We start from the raw sequence: 18,881 nt of genomic DNA on the forward strand, positions 1-18,881 counted from the left end.
TCCCCGACCGGCGCTCAGGCGTCGGATTGCCATGCACAACACGAGGAAACCCTCATGTCCAACACCACGGATACGCCCCTGGTTGCCACCCGCTGGGTGGAGATCGGCCTGGCGCTGTTCACCGCTGCCTTGGGCGGCATCGTCATGTTCGGCGCCATCGAGATCGGCATCGGCTGGGGCGACGCCGGCCCCGAGGCCGGTTACTTTCCCTTCTACATCGGTCTGCTGATGAGCGCTGCCAGCGTGGGCAACCTGATCCTGGCACTGTTGCGCACGCCGGCGATGAGCGCCGCATTCGTCGGGCGCCAGGCATTCGGCCAGGTGCTGGCGGTGTTCCTGCCGATCGTGCTGTACGTAGCCACCATGCCCTTTGCGGGCATCTACCTGGCATCCGCAGTATTCATCGCCTGGTTCATGTGGCGTGATCGTCAGCGCAGCAAGCCCTATGGCATTGCGCTGATCGCGACCATCTCCTGCGGCGCGGCACTGGCCAGTTACCTGATCTTCTCACTGTGGTTCAAGGTGCCGCTGGACAGCGGCGTGCTGGGTGACCTGGTGGCCGTTGTCGGAGGGGCATTGCGATGAGCGAAATCGACTCCCTGATGCAGGGCATGGCGCTGATTCTGACCCCGCACCACATCGGCCTGATGGTCATCGGCGTGCTGCTCGGTATTCTCGTCGGTGTGCTGCCCGGCCTTGGCGCCCCCAACGGCGTAGCACTGTTGCTGCCGCTGACCTTCACCATGGAACCGGTGTCGGCGATCATCCTGCTCTCGTGCATGTACTGGGGCGCACTGTTCGGCGGCTCGATCACCTCGATCCTGTTCAACATTCCCGGCGAACCCTCGTCGGTGGCGACCACCTTCGACGGCTACCCCATGGCCCGCAACGGCCAGGCCGGCGAAGCGCTGACGGCGGCCTTCACCTCGGCGCTGCTCGGAGCGCTGGTCGGCGTGCTGTTGCTGACCTTCCTGTCGACGCGCATCGCCGAGTTCGCCATGGAATTCAGCTCGCCAGAGTTCTTCGCCGTCTACCTGCTGGCGTTCTGTACCTTCATCGGCATGAGCAAGAACCCGCCGCTGAAGACCGTGGTAGCAATGATGATCGGCTTCGCCATGGCCGCCGTCGGCATGGACACCGTGTCCGGCGAACTGCGCCTGACCTACGACCAGCCCTGGCTGCTCTCGGGCCTGAGCTTCGAGGTGGCGGTGATCGGGTTGTTCGGTATCGGCGAGATTCTCTGCACCGTAGAGGAAGGCCTGGTGTTCCGTGGCGAACGTGCACGCATCACACCGATGACCATCCTGCGCACCTGGGCCAAGCTGCCGCGCTACTGGCTGACCTGGCTGCGCAGCGCCCTGGTCGGCTGCTGGATGGGTGTGACGCCCGGCGGGCCGACTGCCGCCTCGTTCATGAGCTACAGCCTGGCGCGGCGCTTCTCGAAGAACCGCGACAACTTCGGCAAGGGCGAAGTGGAAGGCGTGATCGCTCCGGAAACCGCCGACCACAGCGCCGGCACCAGCGCCCTGCTGCCGATGTTGACCCTCGGCATTCCCGGCTCGGCGACCGCCGCGGTGATGCTCGGCGGCCTGATGATCTGGGGCCTGCACCCGGGGCCGACGCTGTTCGTCGAGCAGCACGACTTCGTCTGGGGCCTGATCGCCAGCATGTACCTGGGCAACGTGGTGAGCCTGATCGTGGTGCTGGCCACCGTGCCGCTGTTCGCCTCGATCCTGCGCATTCCGTTCTCGATCATCGCGCCGATCATCATCATGGTCTGCTCGATCGGCGCCTACTCGGTGCACAACTCGATGTTCGACGTTGGCCTGATGCTGATCTTCGGTGCCCTGGGTTACCTGTTCAAGAAGCTCGGCTACCCCATCGCCCCGCTGATCCTCGCTGCGGTGCTGGGCGACAAGGCCGAGGACGCGTTCCGCCAGTCGATGCTGTTCTCCGACGGGCAACTGTCGATCTTCTGGTCCAACCCGCTGGTCGGCAGCCTGACTACCGCCGCGCTGCTGATGCTGTTCTGGCCGCTGCTGGCCCGCGGCCTCAAGGCGCTGTTCGGCGCACGCCAGGGGCAGGCCCGTCATGTCTCGTAATCGCCAGCAGGCCGGGCTGTTCCTGGCCACGGCCACGGGGCGCTCGCTGATGACTGGCGAGCGTCGCGATTTCTTGTCACCCTTGGCTGATTCCCCTGCCACGAGCCGCGCCATGTCCCGCATTCCTGACGCCAGCATCATCCACAGTCGCCTGCGTTTGCGGCAGTTGCGCCTGATGCTGGCCCTGCAGGAGTTCGGTTCGCTGCGCCGGGCCGCCGAGGAGATCGGCATGACCCAGCCGGCGGCGACCAAGATGCTCCACGAGGCGGAAAGCCTGCTTGGCGTCGAGCTGTTCGAGCGCCTGCCGCGCGGCATGCGCGCCACGGCGTTCGGTGAAACGGCGATCTACTACGCCAAGATGATCTTCGCCGAGCTGTCGGGCATGCGTGAGGAATTCGCCGCGCTGGAATCGGGCAACCTCGGCCGTGTCACCATCGGCGCCATTCCGGCCCTGGCCTCGGGGCTGCTGACGCGCACCATCGCCACCCTGAAGAAGAGCCACCCGCGGCTGTCGATGAGCATCCAGGTCGACACCAGCGACGTGCTGGTGCAGGCCCTGCAACAGGACCAACTGGACGTGGTGCTGGGGCGGATTCCCGACGGCGCGCGCACCGATGACCTGCTGTTCGACAGCCTTGGCGAGGAAACCCTGTGCGTGGTGGCCGGCGCCCAGCACCCCATGGCCGGCGCCAACAAGCTGACCTGGCACGAGTTGCAGGACCTGACCTGGGTGCTGCAGCAACACCCCAGCCCGATGCGCACCATCATCAACCAGGCGTTTCACAACGCGCGGGTCGACATTCCCAGCAGCATCGTCGAAACCACCTCGATCATGACCCTGCTGTCGCTGTTGCAGCAGACCGACATGATCGGCGTGACCCCGGTATCGGTGATCAACGACTACCCGGCCCGCCACTTGCTCAAGATCCTGCCGATCACCTTCGAGCCGCGCCTGCCGCCCTACGGCCTGATCACCCGCAGGCACCGCATTCAGTCGTCGGCCATGCAGGCCTTCATCAACGCGGTGAAGGACGAGCACGCCAACGAGTGACCGCCCCGCAACCGCGCTTTTCGCAACGAAACGGTAACTTTTACAAGATTTTGCCGACAGGGCGGCGATCCGGCACACTAGCGGCCCCGAGCTCCGGCTCGTCGCCGCAGCCAGATTTCGTATGACCCGCTCCCCGCTTCGCCGCCTTGCCTTCGGCACCCTGCGCCGCCTGCTGTACCTGTGGGTGCGCTCGGAAACCATCAACCAGTCGGCCTTCACCCTCAAGCTCGACCGCAGCAAGCCGGTGTTCTACGTGCTGCAGCAGCCTTCGGTGAGCGACCTGGCAGTGCTCGATCACGAGTGCACCAAGGCCAACCTGCCGCGCCCGGTGCTGCCCGTGGCGGTGGGCAAGCTGATCGAGCCGGCGGCGTTCTTCTACCTGACGCCGGAGCCCGACTGGCTTGGCCGCCAGGACAAGCGCGGTATCTCGCCAACCCTGCAGCGCATGGTCGAAGCCCTCGGTGAAGATGCTGCCGAGCAGGCGCAGATCATTCCGGTCAGCGTGTTCTGGGGACAGTCGCCGAACCGCGAAACCAGTGCCTGGAAGCTGTTGTTCGCCGACAGCTGGGCAGTCACCGGTCGCCTGCGCCGGCTGGTGAGCATCCTGATTCTGGGCCGCACCACCCGCGTGCAGTTTTCCACGCCCATCCAGCTACGCGACCTGGTCGAGCAGAACAAGGGCCAGGAACGAACCCTGCGTATGGTGCACCGCATCCTGCGGGTACATTTTCGCAACCAGAAGGCCGCGGTCATCGGCCCGGACGTGTCGCACCGGCGCAACCTGGTCAAAGGCCTGGTGCACGGCCCGCAGGTACGCCAGGCGATTGCCGACGAAGCCAGCCGCGAGAACATTTCCGTCGACAAGGCCGAGGCCCTGGCGCTGCGCTACGGCAACGAGATCGCCTCGGATTACACCTACACGGCGATCCGCTTTCTCGAACTGATCCTGTCGTGGTTCTGGAACAAGATCTACGACGGTATCAAGGTCAACCACATCGAAGGCGTGCAGGACATTGCCCAGGGTCACGAAGTGATCTACGTACCCTGCCACCGCAGCCACATCGACTACCTGCTGCTCTCCTACCTGCTGTTTCGCAACGGTCTGACGCCGCCGCACATCGCCGCCGGCATCAACCTCAACATGCCGGTCATCGGCGGTCTGCTGCGCCGGGGCGGCGCCTTCTTCATGCGCCGCACCTTCAAGGGCAACCCGCTGTACACCGCCGTGTTCAACGAATACCTGCACACCCTGATCCGCAAGGGCCATCCGGTGGAGTACTTCGTCGAGGGTGGCCGTTCGCGCACCGGGCGTATGCTGCGGCCCAAGACGGGCATGCTCGCCATCACGCTGCGCAGCTACCTGCAGAGCCACCGTCTGCCAGTGGTATTCGTACCGGTGTACATCGGCTACGAGCGCGTGCTGGAAGGCCGTACCTACCTGGGCGAACTGCGCGGAGCAAGCAAGAAGAAAGAGTCGATCTTCGACATCTTCAAGGTCATCGGCGCACTCAAGCAGCGCTTTGGCCACGTGTGGGTCAACTTTGGCGAGCCGATCAAGCTGGACGCCTTTCTCGATGCGCAACAGGCCGACTGGCGCGAGCAGAACCTGGGGCCGGATTACCGCCCGGCCTGGCTCAACGAAACCACCAACCGCCTCGGCGAGCGGGTCGCGCAGCGCCTCAACGAGGCGGCAGCGATCAACCCGGTCAACCTGGTGGCCCTGGCGCTGCTGTCCACCAGCAAGCTGGCGTTGGACGAGCGCGGCCTGGTGCGCATCCTCGACCTGTACCAGAGCCTGCTGCGCCGCGTGCCCTACTCGCCGCACACCACGGTGCCGGAAGGCGACGGCCTGGCGCTGATCGAGCACGTGCGCGGCATGCAATTGCTCTCCGAACAGAAGGACGCGCTGGGCCGCATCCTCTATCTGGACGAGCAGAACGCGGTACTGATGACCTACTACCGCAACAACGTGCTGCACATCTTCGCCCTGCCCGGGCTGATCGCCAGTTTCTTCCAGAGCAGCGGGCGGATGAGCCGCGAGCAGATCCTGCGTTTCGTCCACGCGCTGTACCCGTACCTGCAGTCCGAGCTGTACCTGCGCTGGACCGACGAGGAGCTGGACGAAGTGGTCGACCAGTGGCTCGAAGCTTTCGTCGAGCAGGGCCTGCTCAAGCAAGAGAGCGACCTCTACGTACGCCCGGCGCCCAGCTCGCGCAACTTCGTGCTGCTGACCCTGCTGTCGCGGGCCATCGCCCAGACGCTGCAGCGTTTCTACATGGCCAGCGCCCTGCTGCTCAATGCCGGGCAGAACGCGATCAGCGCCGAGGAGCTGGAGGAGCTGTGCACGGTCATGGCCCAGCGCCTGTCAATCCTGCATGGGCTCAATGCGCCGGAGTTCTTCGACAAGAGCCTGTTCCGCCATTTCATCCAGACGCTGCTCGACAAGGGCGTGCTGCGCCAGGACGAGGCCGGCAAGCTCAGCCACCCGCCGGCCTTCGCCGAACTGGCCGAAGGCGCCGCCAAGCGCGTGCTGCCGGCGGAGATTCGTCTGTCGATCCGGCAGGTGACCATGGATCGTAGTGAGGAGCTGCTCGACGGGCTCTGACAGCCCGGTTATCCAGCGGATGCATCGAGTGCGGCGGGCATTGTTGAGCTTTGCCGCCGCAGCACCTAAGATGCGTCGTTGGGGCCACTTAGGGCAGGGATTTTCGTGCGTTATCACACCATTCTAGGATCACTGGCGATCGTGGTTTCCGGTTGCGCCATGCAACCGTCCGCATCGACCTCTCAAGAAGAAAAGCCGGCACAACCGGCTCCCGTCGCAGAACAGACCGCCGCCGCACCCGCCAGCGCGCAACCCGCGCCGCAGCCGGTTGCCGCCGCCACGCCGAGCGAGGCGCCAGCCGCCGCGCCGGTCGCCCGCGAGCCGCAGGAATACGAGATCCAGCCTGGCCAGTGCTGGGTGCACGCCCAGGTGCGTCCGCGCCCGGTGCAGAGCACCCAGGAAGTGGTGGTCAAGGATTCGGTCAACAAGATCACCGTCACCCCCGCAGAGCTCGAGAAGGGCTTCAAGCAGGTGGTCACCCGTGAAGGCACCAAGACCTACCGCATCGAGCCGCCGACCTACCGCGTGGTCTCCGAGCAGGTGAAGGTGCGCCCGGAAGTGAAGCGCTACATCGTGGTGCCGGCCGTCTACGAGGACGTCAAGGAAACCGTGACCCTCGAAGAAGCCAAGACCGTGCTCGACCAGTGCCGCGCTGCCGGCACCCGTTATTCGAGCGGCACCGGCGCCATGTCCTTCTGCGCCCGCCAGGTGCCGGCCAAGCAGGAAGTAGTCAAGGTCAAGAAGCTGGTTTCGCCGGAGACCGTGCGAGTGGAAACCGACCCTGCGCAGTACAAGAGCGTGACCCGCTGGATCGTCGACAAGCCGGCCCAGGCCATCGAAGTCACCCTGGACCCGCAATACACCAAGGTCGCCTCCACCGAAGTGGTACGCCCGGTGGAAGCCAACCAGATCATCCTGCCGGAAGAGAAGCGCCAGCTTAAGGTCACGCGCTTCGAAGGCAACGCGCGCATCGTTTCCCGGCAGACCGTGTGTGACCCGGACATCAACGACGACCTGGTCACCCGCCTGCAGCAGAGCCTGGTCAAGCGCGGCTTCAACCCAGGCAGTGTCGACGGCAAGCTCGGCAAGCGCACCCTCGACGCGCTGACCGAATTCCAGACCGCCAACGGCCTGGCCGTCGGCGCCCTGACCCTGGAAAGCCTGACCGCCCTGGAAGTCCGCTAACGCCGAACCGGCACGCCCGCAACGGGCGTGCCGCGCTTTCCCCGCCCATGCTTTTCCTCAACCTTCGCCGCGCCCCTCGCCAGCCTGCTAAGCTCGCTGCTTATCTCCACCGCTCGAAGGTTACCGCCATGCTCCGCATCCCCGTTCTCGTCGCCGGCCTGCTGCTGTCCGCCAACGTGTTCGCCCTGTCGCTCTCCGACCTCAGCCAGCAGGACGCCAGCGGCGGCCTCAAGGATGCCCTCACCCAGGGCGCCAAGGTGGCCGTGCAGCAGCTCGGTAAGCCCGGCGGCTTCAGCAACAACCCTGAAGTGCGCATCGAACTGCCGGGCAAACTCGGCAAGGCCGCCAAGACCATGAAGATGATGGGCATGGGCGCCCAGGTCGAGCAGCTGGAAACCAGCATGAACAAGGCCGCCGAAGCCGCCGTACCTCAGGCCCAGGCGCTGCTGGTCGACGCGGTGAAGAAGATGACCGTGCAGGACGCCAAGAGCATCCTCGCAGGCCCTCAGGATTCGGCCACTCAGTACCTGAACAAGAGCAGCCGCGAGCAGATTCGCGCCAAGTTCCTGCCCATCGTCAAGCAGGCCACCGACCAGGTGGGCCTGGCCAAGCAGTACAACAGCTTCGCCGGCCAGGCGGCCACCTTCGGCGTACTCGACGCCAAGAGCGCCAATATCGAAAGCTACGTGACAGAACAGGCCCTAGACGGTTTGTTCGACATGATCGCCAAGCAGGAAGCCAGCATCCGCGAGAACCCGGCGGCGGCGGCCACCAGCCTGGCCAAGAAGGTGTTTGGCGCGCTGTAACTGGAGCGCTGCAAGAAAAAGGGCTGGTGCGTTATGTATCAGCCCTTTTTTCTGCGTGGGAGACGGATAAAGCGTCGCCGAGTCTACGACTGTAATGACTGAAAAGTGGCGGGAGCGGCCGGCGAGCAGAGCTTTTGATCGTTCCTCACGCTTCGCGTGGGAATGCATCCGTGGACGCTCCGCGTCCGCTGTTGGATGCAGTCCACCACCAGAGCCGGCGCGGAGCGCCTTGCCCTGTGCTCCCACGCTAGAGCGTGGGAGCTATCATCGTTGACCGGCAGCTATCGCCTTTGACCAACTCGCCATAGAAATACGAGCTTGCGGCCCCAAAAGACCATGGATCTTAACTGTCACCCGCAGCCTGCGCCCTCTCACTCGGCTTCACTCTGAACCAAGCCGCATAAAGCGCCGGCAAAAACAGCAGGGTCAACGCCGTGGCCACCACCAGCCCACCCATGATCGCCACCGCCATCGGCCCGAAGAACACGCTGCGCGACAGCGGAATCATCGCCAGCACAGCGGCCAACGCAGTCAGCACGATGGGCCGGAAGCGTCGCACGGTGGCTTCGACGATGGCATTCCAGCTGTCCAGCCCGGCCTCGCGGTCCTGCTCGATCTGGTCGACCAGAATCACCGAATTGCGCATGATCATCCCTGACAGCGCGATGGTGCCGAGCATCGCCACGAAGCCGAACGGCTGGCCGAACAGCAGCAGAAACAGGGTCACGCCGATCAGTCCCAGCGGCGCGGTGAGAAACACCATGACCATGCGCGAGAAGCTCTTGAGCTGCAGCATCAGCAGGGTCAGCACCACCACGATGAACAACGGCACACCAGCCACCACCGAGGCCTGGCCCTTGGCGGAGTCCTCCGCCGAGCCGCCCACTTCCAAGAGGTAACCATCGGGCAGGTTGGCGCGGATATCGGCCAGGGTCGGCAGGATCTGTTTGGTCAGCGTGGCCGGCTGCTGAGGCCCGTAGATATCGGCACGCACAGTAACGGTCGGCAGGCGGTTGCGGTGCCAGATCACACCCTCTTCGAAGCCGTACTCCAGGGTGGCGATCTGCGCCAGCGCCACGCTCTTGCCGCTGTCGGTGGGCACCGCCAGGCTCGGCAGCCGCTCCAGTGCTTTGCGCTCGGTCGAGGTGCCGCGCAGGAGGATCTCGATCAGCTCGTTGTCCTCGCGGTAATCGCTGACCGACGAGCCGTTGAGCGAGCTGCGCAGGAAACTGGCCACATCGGCGGTGCTCACGCCCAGAGCCCGGGCGCGCTCCTGGTCGATGTTCAGGTACACCACCTTGCTCGGCTCCTGCCAATCGAGGTGCACGTTGACCACATCGGGGTTGGCGCGCACCTTGTCGGCGACCTGGCGGGCCAGGGCGCGCACCTCTTCGATATGCTCGCCGGAGACGCGGAACTGCACCGGGTAGCCAACGGGCGGGCCATTCTCCAGGCGCGAGATGCGCGTGCGCAGGCTCGGGAATTCATCGCGCAACACGCCGATCAGCCAGGCGCGCACCGCTTCGCGCTCCTCGATGGATGTGGCCAGCACCACGATCTGCGCAAAGCTGGTGGCCGGCAACTGCTGGTCCAGCGGCAGGTAGAAGCGCGGCGAACCGGTGCCGACATAGGCCACGTAGTTGTCCACACCCGGGTGCCCAGTCAGGCGCTCTTCCAGGCGACGCACTTCGGCTTCGGTGGCGATCAGCGAAGCGCCTTCGGCCAGCTTGAAATCGACCATCAATTCCAGACGCCCCGAGGCCGGAAAGAACTGCTGCGGCACGAACCGGAACAGAAAGATCGAGCCGACGAACAGCGCCAGGGTCAGCACGATGACCGTCTTGCGCCAACGCACGCACCAGTGCACCAGGTTACGAACGCGATGATAGAACGGCGTGGCATAGGGATCGTGACCTTCGCTGCCACCATGTTTTTCTGCAGCGCGCTTGGCCAGGTCCGGCAGCAGCCGCGCCCCCAGGTACGGCACGAACATCACCGCGGCCACCCAGGACATCAGCAGCGCGATGGTCACTACCTGGAAAATCGAGCGGGTATATTCGCCGGTGCCCGACTGCGCGGTGGCGATCGGCAGAAAGCCCGCCGCAGTGATCAGCGTGCCAGTGAGCATCGGGAAGGCCGTGCTGGTCCAGGCGAAGCTGGCCGCCTTGAGGCGGTCGTAGCCCTGTTCCATCTTGATCGCCATGATCTCCACGGCAATGATCGCGTCGTCCACCAGCAGGCCCAACGCCAGCACCAGAGCGCCGAGGGAAATCTTGTGCAGGCCGATGTTCAGGTAGTACATGGCGGCGAAGGTCATCGCCAGCACCAGAGGAATCGACAGCGCCACCACCAGCCCGGTACGTAGCCCGAGGGAGAAGAAGCTGACCAGCAGGACGATGATCAGCGCCTCGGCAAGCACCTTCACGAACTCGCCGACACCGGTCTTCACCGCCGCCGGCTGGTCCGACACCTTGCGCAGTTGCATGCCCGCGGGCAAGTTGTTCTGCAGGCGGGTAAATTCGCCCTCCAGCGCTTTGCCGAGCACCAGAATGTCGCCGCCCGGCTTCATGGAAACCGCCAGGCCGATGGCATCCTCGCCCATGAAACGCATACGCGGCGCCGGCGGATCGTTGAAACCACGGCTGACATCGGCCACATCGCCGATGCGGAAAGTGCGGTCGGCCACGCGGATGGGGAAGTCGCGGATCTGCTCGACCGTCTCGAAGTTACCGCTGACGCGCAGCTGCACCCGATCGGTATCGGTCTCGAAGAAGCCGGCCACCGGCATGGCATTCTGCTGCTCGAGGGCCTGCTGCACGGCAGCGAGCGGCAGCCCGAGATTGGCCATCTTGGTGTTCGATAACTCGATCCAGATCTTCTCGTCCTGCAGGCCGACCAGCTCGACCTTGCCGACATCCTTAACGCGCTGCAGCTGCAGCTGCACGCGGTCGGCATAATCCTTGAGCACCGCGTAGTCGAAGCCGTTGCCGGTCAGCGCGTAGATATTGCCGAAGGTAGTACCGAACTCGTCGTTGAAGAACGGCCCCTGGATTCCGGCGGGCAGCGTATGGCGAATGTCGCCGATCTTCTTGCGCAACTGGTACCAGAGTTCGGGAATCTCGTTGGAGTGCATCGAGTCGCGGGCCATGAAGGTGACCTGGGACTCGCCGGGCCGCGAGAACGAAACGATGCGCTCGTACTCGCCGGTTTCCATCAGCTTCTTCTCGATGCGCTCGGTCACTTGGCGCGACACCTGCTCAGCGGTGGCGCCAGGCCAGTTGGTCTTCACCACCATGGCCTTGAAGGTGAACGGCGGGTCCTCGCTCTGCCCCAGCTTGGTGTAGGACAGCGCGCCAACGACACCGAGCAGGAGCATGAGGTAGAGCACGATCTGGCGATGCCGCAGCGCCCAGGCAGACAGGTTGAACGACATCGGCGCTTACTCCTTGGCAGCCAGGTCGACGGCGCGGTTCTGCCGGTCCACCGGGCGCACCTGCTGCCCGTCCAGCAGCACCTGCACACCGGCTACCACCACCCAGTCGCTGGCCTTGAGGCCCTCAAGCACCGGCACGCTCTTCTCGCCAAAGGCGCCGACCCGCACTTGGGTGCGCTTGAGCGTGGAGGTTTGCGGATCGACCACCCAGACATACGGCTGATCCTTTTCCGCACTCAGCGCCGACAGCGGCACCGCCAGCGGCACGTCGCCATTGCGGGCAATGAATACCCGCGCGCTCTGACCGATCTCGACCTGTTTATCCGCGGCCTGCAGCGTCACCCGCGCGGCGTAGGTCCGCGAACGCGGATCAGCCGCTGGCGACAGCTCACGCACGCGACCGACCAGCCGCTCGCCAGGCTGCGACCACAGTTCCACGGCCACTTCCTGGCCGATGGCTAGATTTCTGATTGTCTGCTCGGGAAGGTCGATCGCCACCTCGCGCTCGCCATCGGCGGCCAGCACGAACACGCTCTGTCCGGCCGCCACCACTTGCCCGACCTCGGCGCGGCGCTGCACGATCACCCCGCTTTGCGGCGCTTTCAGCACGGCATACCCGGCCTGGTTGTCGGCAACGTTGAGTTCGGCGCGCACCTGGCGCAGACGCGCCTCGGCGGCGCGGTAGGTGTTCTCGGCGTTGTCCGCCTGGGATTTACTGATCATCCCGCGCTGCTGCAGGGTGCGATAACGGTCGCGCTCGGCGCGCGCCAATTGCAGGTTGGATTCGGCCGCTTGCAGTTGAGCGCGACTGGCGTCGAGCTGCAGGCGCACGTCCTGCGGATCCAACTCGGCCAGTGGCTCATCCTTGCCGACCCGCTGGCCGACTTCGACCAGCCGCCGGGTGATCTTGCCGCTGATGCGAAACGCCAGCTCTGGCTCCAGCCGCGCTCTTATCTCACCCGGGTAACTGTCCACCTGCTCCGCTGCCAGCTGCGGCTGCGCCACCATCGCCGGCCGAATGCCCGGCTGCGGCGCCTGTGTATCGCTGCAGGCGGCAAGGAACAAGGCCAGGCACATGGGCGCGAGGCGATACAGAGCATGGCGAAACATGATGAGCGTCCTTGTTGGGGAACTTTTTCTAATATTTGTACTGCCGAGTATATTAAAAATAGCGTACTCGGCAGTCCAGTATTAAAATCGCCCGATGTCAGACACTTCATTACAGTCCAGCGGCCCCGGCCGCCCCAAGGATCCCGCCAAGCGCGAAGCCATTCTCGAGGCAGCCAAGTGCCTGTTTCTGCGCCACGGTTACGCTGGCAGCAGCATGGATGCCATCGCCGCCCACGCCGGGGTTTCCAAGCTCACGGTGTACAGCCACTTCAACGACAAGGAGACGCTGTTCTGCGCGGCGGTGAAGGCCCGGTGCGAGGAGCAATTACCCGAGCTGTTCTTCGAATTTCCCGCTGGAGCGACCGCCCACAACGTGCTGCTGAATATTGCCCGTGGCTTCGTCCAACTACTCAACAGCAGCGAGTCCGTCGACTTGCATCGCCTGATGACCAGCCTGGGCGCCCAGGACCCGCAACTGGCGAAAATCTTCTACGAGGCCGGGCCGCAGCGCTTGCTCGCCGAGATGGAGCGCCTGCTGGGCAAGATGGACCAGAGCGGCCAGTTGCGTATCGAATCGCCGAAGCTCGCCGCCGATCAGTTCTTCTCCCTGCTCAAGGGCTGCGCCAACTTTCGCCTGCTGATTGGCTGCGGCGAGCCGGAAACCGAGGCACAGCAGGAGCAACATGCTCGTGCTACCGTCGAGCTGTTCTTGCGCGCCTATCGTCCCTGAGCCGTCGAGCGCTCGCCTACTGCTAGGGTTTCTGCCATGACTCAACAGGAGGTGTGGCATGGAACGATTCAGCGGCGGCTGCCTTTGCGGCGAGGTACGTTTCGAGGCCAGAGGCCAGCCTGACCGAGTCGGTATTTGCCATTGTCTCGACTGCCGTAAGCACCACGGCGCGCTGTTCTACGCCGCCGCGATCTTTGCCCTGCGCGCCGTGACGATCAGTGGCGAAACCCATAGCTACGCCGGGCGCCACTTTTGCCCACGTTGCGGCTCATCGATCTTCGCCCGCAGCGGCGATGAAATCGAAATCCACTTGGGCGCCCTCGACGCGCCTGATCAGCTGCAGCCCACCTACGAATGCTGGACCAGCCGGCGCGAAACCTGGCTGCCGGTCTTTTCCGTCAGCAAGCGCTATCCCAAGGATCGCATCTGATTCTTTAAGCCAGCCGCTGATCGCATTACCGCGCTTGTGCAGTCATGCCCAACCAATATGTATATACATAACCATCTCATAGCACCTCATCGACAGCGCAATTGATCGCCTGGCTCTTGACCAGACCGTGCCTTTCGTTAAATTGTATATACATTACAAGAAAGGACGATCTACATGGTTTCTTCTCAGTCCACCCGCTTGCTCTGGCGCAACGTCACGCTGTTCGACGGCCTCGAACAGCTCCCCGAGCCGATGGCCGTTCTGATCGAGAACGATCGTGTGGCGGGCCTGTGGTCGGAAAGCGAGTTCGATATGAGTCTGGCTGGCGACGCCGAGCAAGCAGCAAGCGGCGGCGTGATGACTCCGGGACTGGTCGATTGCCACACCCATCTGGTGTACGCCGGTGACCGCGCGGGTGAATTCGAGCAGCGCCTGGAAGGCGTCAGCTACGAAACCATCGCCCGCAACGGCGGCGGCATCCTCAGCAGCGTGCGCGCTACCCGTGCCGCCAGCGAAGACGAGCTGATCGCCGCCTGCCTGCCGCGTCTCGATGCGCTGCTGGCTGATGGCGTGACCACGCTGGAGATCAAGTCCGGCTACGGCCTGACCGTTGCCGACGAGCTGAAGATGCTGCGTGCGGCCCGCCGCCTCGGCGAACTGCGCCCGGTGCGGGTGCTCACCACGCTGCTCGGTGCCCATGCCCTACCGCCGGAATATGCCGGCCGCGCCGATGACTATGTAAGCCTGGTCTGCGACGAGATGATCCCGGCTGCTGCTCGTGAAGGGCTGGCCGATGCGGTGGACGTGTTCTGCGAGGGCATCGGCTTTTCCCCGGCGCAGTGCGAACGCATCTATCAGGCAGCCCAGGCCCACTGTCTGGCCATCAAGGCCCATGCCGAGCAACTCTCCAACCTTGGCGGCAGTGCCCTGGCCGCACGCCACGGCGCGCTGTCCGCCGACCATATCGAATACCTGGATGAAGCCGGCGTGCGCGCCATGGCCGAGGCTGGCACGGTGGCCGTGTTACTGCCCGGCGCCTTTCATGTGCTGCGCGAAACCCAGTTGCCACCCATTGAATTGCTGCGCCAGTACGGCGTGCCGATGGCCGTGGCCAGCGACGCCAATCCCGGCACCTCGCCGATCTGCATGCCCACGCTGATGGCCAACCTGGCCTGCACCCTGTTTCGCCTCACCCCGCGCGAAGCCCTGGCCGGCATGACCGCCCACGGCGCCCGTGCCCTCGGTCTGCCAGATCTCGGCCGCATCGCCGTCGGCGCACCCGCGGATCTGTGCCTGTGGGATATCCAGCAACCGGCCGAACTGGCCTACGCGGTTCAGGCCGGACGTCTGCGCCAGCGCGTGTTCAATGGAGCCATTACCTATGCACGCTGATCGTCACAGCATGGTCGCCTGGAGCGGCCGTACCGATCCGGAAACCGATAGCGCGCGCTGGCACCAGCGCATCCAGGCGCTGGCAGAAAACAGCCAGCCGGGCCTGGCCCTACTCGGTTTCGCCTGCGACGAGGGTGTGCGCCGCAACCACGGTCGCGTTGGCGCCGCCGCTGCGCCACAAAGCGTGCGCAAGGCCCTGGCCAACCTGGCCTGGCATCGCCAGGCGCCGGCCTATGACGCCGGTGACGTGATCTGCGAGGATGGCGACCTGGAAGCTGCCCAGGCGCGCCTCGGCCAAAACGTCTGCGCGCTGCTGGACGCCGGCCATCTGCCGCTGGTGATCGGTGGTGGGCATGAAGTCGCCTTCGGTAGCTGGTCGGGTCTGGCCGAGCACCTGTCCGGCAACCCAGCCCCAAAAATCGGCATCATCAATTTCGACGCCCATTTCGATCTGCGCGACCCGGCCCATGTGCATTCCTCCGGCACGCCCTTCGCGCAGATCGCCGAGCAGTGCGCCGCACGCGGCTGGCCGTTCCGCTATGCCTGCCTCGGCGTCAGCCGCGCCAGCAACACCCGCGCGCTGTTCGCCCGCGCCGCCGAGCTGAATGTGCTGGTGCGTGAGGATCATGAAATTCGCGAGTCGACCCTCGATGCCATCGGCGCCGAGCTGGACGCCTTCGCCGCCGAGTGCGACGCGCTTTACCTGACCATCGATATCGACGTGCTGCCGGCCTGCGAGGCGCCGGGCGTCAGCGCGCCAGCCGCCCGTGGCGTGCGCCTGGAGCTGCTGGAGCCGCTGCTCGAACGGCTCAAGGCCAGCGGCAAGCTGCGCCTGGCCGACCTGGCCGAAATCAACCCCGAATATGACATCGACAACCGCACTGCCAAGGTGGCGGCGCGGCTGATTCATCTGCTTAGCCTCTGAGCCCGACGCTTTCCCGCACAACAACAACTACGAGGAAAACCCGATGTTCATCACCGCCCGCCGCGGCCAGGAGCCGCGTCATGTCTGAGTCCCTGTCCTTGAGCAGCGGCGTATCGCGCCCGCGCGCGCTGGCGCGCCTGCTGGGTTACAGCCTGATCGGCCTGCTGCTGTTCTTCGTGCCGTTCGAGATCGCCGGGCGCTCGACCATCCTCCTCGACCACGCCGCCAGCGCCCTGCAACTGCACGCGCGGCCATTGGTGATCGGCGTGGCGCTGCTGTTCATGCTCTACGGCGCCGTCGCGCCCTGGCTCGACGGCAGTTGGCGGCGCAGCCTGACCCACAGCGCATTCAGCGTGCTCAAGGTGTGCGGCTTGCTGATCGGCGCCGCCTACCTGCTGCAGCTCGGCCCGCAAGCGCTGTACCAGCCGGACATGCTGCCGTTCCTGTTCGAGAAGCTGGTGCTCAGCCTGGCGCTGATCGTGCCGCTGGGCTCGCTGGCGCTGGTGTTCCTGATCGGCTTCGGCCTGCTGGAGCTGATCGGTGTGCTGATGCAGCCGGTAATGCGGCCGATCTGGCGCACGCCGGGCAAGTCGGCCATCGACGCCGTGGCGTCCTTCGTCGGCAGCTACTCGGTGGGCCTGTTGATCACCGATCGCATGTACCAGCAGGGCCATTACAGCGTGCGCGAGGCGGCGATCATCGCCACCGGCTTCTCCACCGTGTCGGCGCCGTTCATGATGATCATCGCCAAGACCCTGGGCCTGATGGGCCAGTGGAACCTGTATTTCTGGGGCGCCATGGCGGTGACCTTCGCCGTCACCGCGATCAGCGCGCGCATCTACCCGCTGTCGCGCCTGCCGTCCGAGTCCACACCCGAGGCGCAGCTGCAACCCGGTGAAAGTCGTCTGGGCAGCGCCTGGCGCGCCGGCATGCAGCAGGCCAGCGTGGCGCCGTCGCTGTGGTCGGCACTGCGTGAAACCTTCATCGATGGCCTGCGCATGACCGCCGCCATCCTGCCGAGCATTCTCGCCGTCGGCCTGCTCGGGCTGCTGGCCGCCAAGTACACCCCGCTGTTCGACGCCCTCGGCGTGCTGCTCTACCCGCTGACCTGGCTGTTCGGCCTGGAAGAACCCATGCAGGTGGCGCGCGCCATGTCAGCCGGCCTGGCCGAGATGTTCCTGCCGGCGATGCTGCTAAAGGATGCCGACGTGCTGGTGAAGTTCGTCACCGCCATCGTCTCGGTAAGCAGCGTGCTGTTTCTCTCCGCCTCGATTCCCTGCGTGCTGGCCACGCGAATTCCGCTGAGCCTGGGCCACCTGCTGCTGATCTGGCTGCAGCGCACCTTGCTCAGCCTGCTGTTGGCCATTCCGCTGGCCTACCTCGCCCAATTTCTGGGTTGGCTCTGACCGCCCACCACTGACCCGTTCCCACAGGAGCCCGCAACATGACCAAGTTCCGCGACACAGAAATCCGCGCCCCGCGCGGCACCACGCTCACCGCGAAGAGCTGGCTGACCGAGGCGCCGCTGCGCATGCTGATGAACAACCTCGACCCGGACGTGGCCGAGAACCCCAAGGAGCTGGTGGTGTACGGCGGCATCGGCCGCGCCGCGCGCAACTGGGAGTGCTACGACAAGATCGTCGAGAGCCTGACCAACCTGAATGACGACGAGACCCTGCTGGTGCAATCCGGCAAGCCGGTCGGCGTGTTCAAGACCCACGCCAACGCGCCGCGCGTGCTGATCGCCAACTCCAACCTAGTGCCGCACTGGGCGAGCTGGGAGCACTTCAACGAGCTCGACGCCAAGGGCCTGGCCATGTACGGCCAGATGACCGCCGGTTCGTGGATCTACATCGGTAGCCAGGGCATCGTCCAGGGCACCTATGAAACCTTCGTCGAAGCCGGTCGCCAGCACTACGCCGGCAACCTCAAGGGCCGCTGGGTGCTGACCGCGGGTCTGGGTGGCATGGGCGGTGCCCAGCCGCTGGCCGCCACCCTGGCTGGCGCCTGCTCGCTGAACATCGAATGCCAGCAGAGCAGCATCGATTTCCGCCTGCGCAGCCGTTACGTCGATGAGCAGGCCAGCGATCTGGACGACGCCCTGGCGCGTATCGCCAAGTACTGCGCAGAAGGCAAGGCCATCTCCGTCGCGCTGCTGGGTAACGCTGCCGAAATCCTGCCGGAACTGGTACGCCGTGGCGTGCGTCCGGATATGGTCACCGACCAGACCAGCGCCCACGACCCGCTCAACGGCTACCTGCCGATCGGCTGGAGCTGGGCCGAGTACAAGGACCGTGCAGCCACCGACCCGGCTGGCGTGGTCAAGGCCGCCAAGCAGTCCATGGCCGTGCACGTGCAGGCCATGCTCGACTTCCAGAAGATGGGCGTACCGACCTTCGACTACGGCAACAATATCCGCCAGATGGCCAAGGAAGAAGGCGTGAGCAATGCCTTCGACTTCCCCGGTTTCGTCCCGGCCTATATCCGCCCACTGTTCTGCCGCGGCATCGGCCCGTTCCGCTGGGCGGCGCTGTCCGGCAACCCCGAGGACATCTACAAGACCGACGCCAAGGTCAAGGAACTGATCCCGGACGACGCCCACCTGCACCGCTGGCTGGACATGGCCCGCGAGCGCATCGCCTTCCAAGGGCTGCCGGCGCGTATCTGCTGGGTCGGCCTGGGTCTGCGTGCCAAGCTCGGCCTGGCCTTCAACGAGATGGTGCGTTCGGGAAAGCTGAGTGCGCCCATCGTCATCGGTCGCGACCACCTCGACAGCGGCTCGGTGTCCAGCCCCAACCGCGAAACCGAGGCCATGCAGGATGGCTCCGATGCCGTGTCCGACTGGCCGCTGCTCAACGCCCTGCTCAACACCGCCAGCGGCGCCACCTGGGTGTCGCTGCACCACGGCGGTGGCGTGGGCATGGGCTTCTCCCAGCATTCGGGTATGGTCATCGTTTGCGATGGCTCCGATGAAGCCGCCGCGCGCATTGCCCGCGTGCTGACCAACGACCCGGGCACCGGCGTGATGCGTCATGCCGACGCTGGTTACCAGATCGCCATCGATTGCGCCCGCGAGCAGGGTTTGAATCTGCCGATGATCGGCTAAGGACAC

The 18,881-nt window shown here is 65.1% G+C and carries 14 protein-coding genes; 12 read left to right on the forward strand and 2 right to left on the reverse strand.

The genetic code is table 11. The features are described from left to right. The first annotated feature begins 54 nt into the window (after positions 1 to 54). The 6 genes from BM279_RS12025 (at position 55) to BM279_RS12050 (ending at position 7,749) form a co-directional block, all read left to right on the forward strand. The gene (locus tag BM279_RS12025) at positions 55 to 585 is read left to right on the forward strand and encodes a tripartite tricarboxylate transporter TctB family protein (protein ID WP_093504022.1); all 531 of its coding nucleotides are present in this window, start codon (positions 55 to 57) and stop codon (positions 583 to 585) included. Beyond that, on the forward strand, positions 582 to 2,102 hold the full coding sequence (locus BM279_RS12030; RefSeq protein WP_075931395.1) for a tripartite tricarboxylate transporter permease: 1,521 nt from the start codon (positions 582 to 584) through the stop codon (positions 2,100 to 2,102). The genes BM279_RS12025 and BM279_RS12030 overlap by 4 nt, the downstream gene beginning before the upstream one ends. 112 nt (positions 2,103 to 2,214) lie before the next feature. Next, positions 2,215 to 3,153, forward strand: coding sequence for a LysR family transcriptional regulator (locus BM279_RS12035; RefSeq protein WP_093504024.1), 939 nt, complete (start codon positions 2,215 to 2,217; stop codon positions 3,151 to 3,153). Between the two features lie 121 nt (positions 3,154 to 3,274). Further along, positions 3,275 to 5,758 carry a glycerol-3-phosphate 1-O-acyltransferase PlsB gene (plsB, locus tag BM279_RS12040; RefSeq protein WP_093504026.1) on the forward strand — a complete coding sequence of 828 codons (2,484 nt, stop codon included), beginning with the start codon at positions 3,275 to 3,277 and terminating at the stop codon, positions 5,756 to 5,758. Between the two features lie 159 nt (positions 5,759 to 5,917). After that, positions 5,918 to 6,943 (forward strand): peptidoglycan-binding domain-containing protein, encoded by a 1,026-nt coding sequence (locus BM279_RS12045; protein ID WP_093504028.1) that lies wholly within the window; start codon positions 5,918 to 5,920, stop codon positions 6,941 to 6,943. 128 nt (positions 6,944 to 7,071) lie between these two features. Beyond that, positions 7,072 to 7,749: a DUF4197 domain-containing protein gene (locus tag BM279_RS12050; protein WP_075931398.1), complete on the forward strand. Its 678-nt coding sequence runs from the start codon at positions 7,072 to 7,074 to the stop codon at positions 7,747 to 7,749. 343 nt (positions 7,750 to 8,092) lie between these two features. On the opposite strand, the gene BM279_RS12055 is transcribed toward BM279_RS12050, so the two are convergent. Continuing rightward, positions 8,093 to 11,182 carry an efflux RND transporter permease subunit gene (locus BM279_RS12055; RefSeq protein ID WP_093504030.1) on the reverse strand — a complete coding sequence of 1,030 codons (3,090 nt, stop codon included), beginning with the start codon at positions 11,180 to 11,182 and terminating at the stop codon, positions 8,093 to 8,095. A gap of 6 nt (positions 11,183 to 11,188) precedes the next feature. Beyond that, positions 11,189 to 12,292, reverse strand: coding sequence for an efflux RND transporter periplasmic adaptor subunit (locus BM279_RS12060; protein WP_093504032.1), 1,104 nt, complete (start codon positions 12,290 to 12,292; stop codon positions 11,189 to 11,191). Positions 12,293 to 12,386: 94 nt separating this feature from the next. On the opposite strand from BM279_RS12060, the gene BM279_RS12065 reads away from it, so the two are divergent. The 6 genes from BM279_RS12065 (at position 12,387) to hutU (ending at position 18,875) form a co-directional block, all read left to right on the forward strand. Continuing rightward, the gene (locus BM279_RS12065) at positions 12,387 to 13,022 is read left to right on the forward strand and encodes a TetR/AcrR family transcriptional regulator (RefSeq protein ID WP_093504034.1); all 636 of its coding nucleotides are present in this window, start codon (positions 12,387 to 12,389) and stop codon (positions 13,020 to 13,022) included. Between the two features lie 58 nt (positions 13,023 to 13,080). Beyond that, on the forward strand, positions 13,081 to 13,452 hold the full coding sequence (locus tag BM279_RS12070) for a GFA family protein (protein WP_093504036.1): 372 nt from the start codon (positions 13,081 to 13,083) through the stop codon (positions 13,450 to 13,452). 174 nt (positions 13,453 to 13,626) lie between these two features. Further along, positions 13,627 to 14,844: an imidazolonepropionase gene (gene hutI / locus BM279_RS12075; protein WP_093504038.1), complete on the forward strand. Its 1,218-nt coding sequence runs from the start codon at positions 13,627 to 13,629 to the stop codon at positions 14,842 to 14,844. Further along, positions 14,834 to 15,769, forward strand: coding sequence for a formimidoylglutamase (gene hutG, locus BM279_RS12080; protein ID WP_093504040.1), 936 nt, complete (start codon positions 14,834 to 14,836; stop codon positions 15,767 to 15,769). The genes hutI and hutG overlap by 11 nt, the downstream gene beginning before the upstream one ends. A gap of 80 nt (positions 15,770 to 15,849) precedes the next feature. Beyond that, the gene (locus BM279_RS12085; RefSeq protein WP_093504042.1) at positions 15,850 to 17,175 is read left to right on the forward strand and encodes a YjiH family protein; all 1,326 of its coding nucleotides are present in this window, start codon (positions 15,850 to 15,852) and stop codon (positions 17,173 to 17,175) included. A 38-nt stretch (positions 17,176 to 17,213) separates the two neighbouring features. Further along, positions 17,214 to 18,875, forward strand: a complete 1,662-nt coding sequence (hutU, locus tag BM279_RS12090) for a urocanate hydratase (protein WP_093504044.1) — start codon at positions 17,214 to 17,216, stop codon at positions 18,873 to 18,875. The last annotated feature ends 6 nt before the right edge of the window (positions 18,876 to 18,881 follow it).

Origin of the sequence: Phytopseudomonas straminea, from assembly GCF_900112645.1 — a bacterium.
In the GTDB taxonomy this organism is placed as follows: Bacteria; Pseudomonadota; Gammaproteobacteria; order Pseudomonadales; family Pseudomonadaceae; genus Aquipseudomonas; species Aquipseudomonas straminea.

Coding starts and splice junctions, on each gene's coding strand:
- BM279_RS12025 (WP_093504022.1), top strand. CDS start 55: ATGTCCAACACCACGGATACGCCCCTGGTTGCCACCCGCTGGGTGGAG.
- BM279_RS12030 (WP_075931395.1), top strand. CDS start 582: ATGAGCGAAATCGACTCCCTGATGCAGGGCATGGCGCTGATTCTGACC.
- BM279_RS12035 (WP_093504024.1), top strand. CDS start 2,215: ATGTCCCGCATTCCTGACGCCAGCATCATCCACAGTCGCCTGCGTTTG.
- plsB (WP_093504026.1), top strand. CDS start 3,275: ATGACCCGCTCCCCGCTTCGCCGCCTTGCCTTCGGCACCCTGCGCCGC.
- BM279_RS12045 (WP_093504028.1), top strand. CDS start 5,918: ATGCAACCGTCCGCATCGACCTCTCAAGAAGAAAAGCCGGCACAACCG.
- BM279_RS12050 (WP_075931398.1), top strand. CDS start 7,072: ATGCTCCGCATCCCCGTTCTCGTCGCCGGCCTGCTGCTGTCCGCCAAC.
- BM279_RS12055 (WP_093504030.1), bottom strand. CDS start 11,182: ATGTCGTTCAACCTGTCTGCCTGGGCGCTGCGGCATCGCCAGATCGTG.
- BM279_RS12060 (WP_093504032.1), bottom strand. CDS start 12,292: ATGTTTCGCCATGCTCTGTATCGCCTCGCGCCCATGTGCCTGGCCTTG.
- BM279_RS12065 (WP_093504034.1), top strand. CDS start 12,387: ATGTCAGACACTTCATTACAGTCCAGCGGCCCCGGCCGCCCCAAGGAT.
- BM279_RS12070 (WP_093504036.1), top strand. CDS start 13,081: ATGGAACGATTCAGCGGCGGCTGCCTTTGCGGCGAGGTACGTTTCGAG.
- hutI (WP_093504038.1), top strand. CDS start 13,627: ATGGTTTCTTCTCAGTCCACCCGCTTGCTCTGGCGCAACGTCACGCTG.
- hutG (WP_093504040.1), top strand. CDS start 14,834: ATGCACGCTGATCGTCACAGCATGGTCGCCTGGAGCGGCCGTACCGAT.
- BM279_RS12085 (WP_093504042.1), top strand. CDS start 15,850: ATGTCTGAGTCCCTGTCCTTGAGCAGCGGCGTATCGCGCCCGCGCGCG.
- hutU (WP_093504044.1), top strand. CDS start 17,214: ATGACCAAGTTCCGCGACACAGAAATCCGCGCCCCGCGCGGCACCACG.